This is a genomic window from Macrococcus equipercicus (assembly GCF_004359525.2).
GTDB classification, from domain to species: domain Bacteria; phylum Bacillota; class Bacilli; order Staphylococcales; family Staphylococcaceae; genus Macrococcus; species Macrococcus equipercicus.
Genome location: NZ_SCWC02000021.1, coordinates 1 through 3,284 on the forward strand (window position 1 = coordinate 1; position 3,284 = coordinate 3,284).

Consider the following 3,284-nt stretch of genomic DNA (forward strand, 5'->3'; position numbering starts at 1 on the left):
CGTCCTACTCTCGCGGGACGTCAGTCCAACTACCATCGGCGCTAGAGAGCTTAACTTCTGTGTTCGGTATGGGAACAGGTGTGACCTCTCTGCCATCGTCACCAGACAGATGGGGTGAATTATACCCTCAAAACTAGATAAACGCTGAAGAAGTGATCCGACCGGCAATGCCGATAAATCTATGTTTGTCCAGCTACAGCTGCGCTGTCTTTCATCATTTTCTAAGCCGTACTGACAATCAGGATTGTCATCCGCCTCATCAAAAATGATTCAAGCCATTCCGCTTGCCTTCGCTTTTCTTAATTGATTAAGTCTTCGATCGATTAGTATCCGTCAGCTCCACACATTACTGTGCTTCCACCTCGAACCTATCTACCTCATCATCTTTGAGGGATCTTATAACCGAAGTTGGGAAATCTCATCTTGAGGGGGGCTTCATGCTTAGATGCTTTCAGCACTTATCCCGTCCATACATAGCTACCCAGCTATGCCGCTGGCGCGACAACTGGTACACCAGAGGTATGTCCATCCCGGTCCTCTCGTACTAAGGACAGCTCCTCTCAAATTTCCTACGCCCACGACGGATAGGGACCGAACTGTCTCACGACGTTCTGAACCCAGCTCGCGTACCGCTTTAATGGGCGAACAGCCCAACCCTTGGGACCGACTACAGCCCCAGGATGCGATGAGCCGACATCGAGGTGCCAAACCTCCCCGTCGATGTGAACTCTTGGGGGAGATAAGCCTGTTATCCCCGGGGTAGCTTTTATCCGTTGAGCGATGGCCCTTCCATGCGGAACCACCGGATCACTAAGTCCGTCTTTCGACCCTGCTCGACTTGTAGGTCTCGCAGTCAAGCTCCCTTGTGCCTTTACACTCTGCGAATGATTTCCAACCATTCTGAGGGAACCTTTGAGCGCCTCCGTTACTCTTTAGGAGGCGACCGCCCCAGTCAAACTGCCCGCCTGACACTGTCTCCCGCCACGATAAGTGGCGCGGGTTAGAAAGTCAACACAGCCAGGGTAGTATCCCACCAGCGCCTCGACGTAAGCTGGCGCTCACGCTTCGAAGGCTCCTACCTATCCTGTACAAGCTGTGCCGAATTTCAATATCAGGCTGCAGTAAAGCTCCACGGGGTCTTTCCGTCCTGTCGCGGGTAACCTGCATCTTCACAGGTACTATGATTTCACCGAGTCTCTCGTTGAGACAGTGCCCAAATCGTTACGCCTTTCGTGCGGGTCGGAACTTACCCGACAAGGAATTTCGCTACCTTAGGACCGTTATAGTTACGGCCGCCGTTTACTGGGGCTTCAATTCGTAGCTTCGCTTGCGCTAACCACTCCTTTTAACCTTCCAGCACCGGGCAGGCGTCAGCCCCTATACGTCACCTTACGGTTTTGCAGAGACCTGTGTTTTTGATAAACAGTCGCTTGGGCCTATTCACTGCGGCTCTTCAGGGCTTGCACCCTAAAAAGCACCCCTTCTCCCGAAGTTACGGGGTCATTTTGCCGAGTTCCTTAACGAGAGTTCGCTCGCTCACCTTAGAATTCTCATCTTGACTACCTGTGTCGGTTTGCGGTACGGGCACCTAATTTCTAACTAGAGGCTTTTCTTGGCAGTGTGAAATCAACGACTTCGCTACTATAATTTCGCTCCCCGTCACATCTCAACCTTCGCGAGCACCGGATTTGCCTGATGCTCAGTCTTGATGCTTGGACGTACATAACCAACAGTACGATCGCCTATCCTTCTGCGTCCCCCCATCGTTCAAACAATCTTAGGTGGTACAGGAATATCTACCTGTTATCCATCGCCTACGCCATTCGGCCTCGGCTTAGGTCCCGACTAACCCAGAGCGGACGAGCCTTCCTCTGGAAACCTTAGTCAATCGGTGGACGGGATTCTCACCCGTCTTTCGCTACTCACTCCGGCATTCTCACTTCCAAGCGCTCCACATGTCCTTGCGGTCATGCTTCGACGCCCTTGGAACGCTCTCCTACCATTGTCCTACGGACAATCCACAGCTTCGGTAATATGTTTAGCCCCGGTACATTTTCGGCGCAGCGTCACTCGACTAGTGAGCTATTACGCACTCTTTAAATGATGGCTGCTTCTAAGCCAACATCCTAGTTGTCTGGGCAACGCCACATCCTTTTCCACTTAACATATATTTTGGGACCTTAGCTGGTGGTCTGGGCTGTTTCCCTCTCGACTACGGACCTTATCACCCGCAGTCTGACTCCCGCATTAAATTATCTGGCATTCGGAGTTTGTCTGAATTCGGTAACCCGAGGGGGGCCCCTAGTCCAAACAGTGCTCTACCTCCAGTAATCATCATGCGAGGCTAGCCCTAAAGCTATTTCGGAGAGAACCAGCTATCTCCAGGTTCGATTGGAATTTCTCCGCTACCCACACCTCATCCGCTCACTTTTCAACGTAAGTCGGTTCGGTCCTCCATTCAGTGTTACCTGAACTTCAACCTGGACATGGGTAGATCACCTGGTTTCGGGTCTACGACCTGATACTCATTCGCCCTGTTCAGACTCGCTTTCGCTGCGGCTCCGCATCCACTGCTTAACCTTGCATCAAATCGTAACTCGCCGGATCATTCTACAAAAGGCACGCCATCACCCATTAACGGGCTCTGACTACTTGTAAGCACACGGTTTCAGGTTCTATTTCACTCCCCTTCCGGGGTGCTTTTCACCTTTCCCTCACGGTACTGGTTCACTATCGGTCACTAGAGAGTATTTAGCCTTGGGAGATGGTCCTCCCGGATTCCGACGGAATTCCACGTGTTCCGCCGTACTCAGGATCCACTCAGGAGGGAATAACTTTTCGACTACAGGACCTTTACCTTCTCTGGTTGACTTTTCCAAAGTCATTCGTCTAAATTATTCCTTTGTAACTCCGTGCTGAGTGTCCTACAACCCCAGGATGCAGGCATCCTGGTTTGGGCTCTTCCCGTTTCGCTCGCCGCTACTCAGGGAATCGAGTTTTCTTTCTCTTCCTCCGGGTACTTAGATGTTTCAGTTCCCCGGGTGTGCCTTCTCATATGCTATGTATTCACATATGGATAACATGACATGACTCATGCTGGGTTTCCCCATTCGGAGATCTCTGGATCAAAGCTTACTTACAGCTCCCCAGAGCATATCGTCGTTAGTAACGTCCTTCGTCGGCTTCTAGTGCCAAGGCATCCACCGTGCGCCCTTAATAACTTAATCTGTTATTAATAATGTGATGTCTGCATAAATGCAGACGCGCGATTTCTAAGAATTCAA

Annotated in this window: 2 rRNA genes; both read right to left on the minus strand. The window is 51.0% G+C overall.

Features of this window, described 5'->3' with window-relative positions:
* Positions 1 to 106: ribosomal RNA gene (gene rrf, locus ERX35_RS11205) — 5S ribosomal RNA — on the minus strand; the annotation flags it as partial.
* 197 nt (positions 107 to 303) lie between these two features.
* Positions 304 to 3,227, minus strand: a 23S ribosomal RNA gene (locus tag ERX35_RS11210).
* Positions 3,228 to 3,284: the final 57 nt, after the last annotated feature.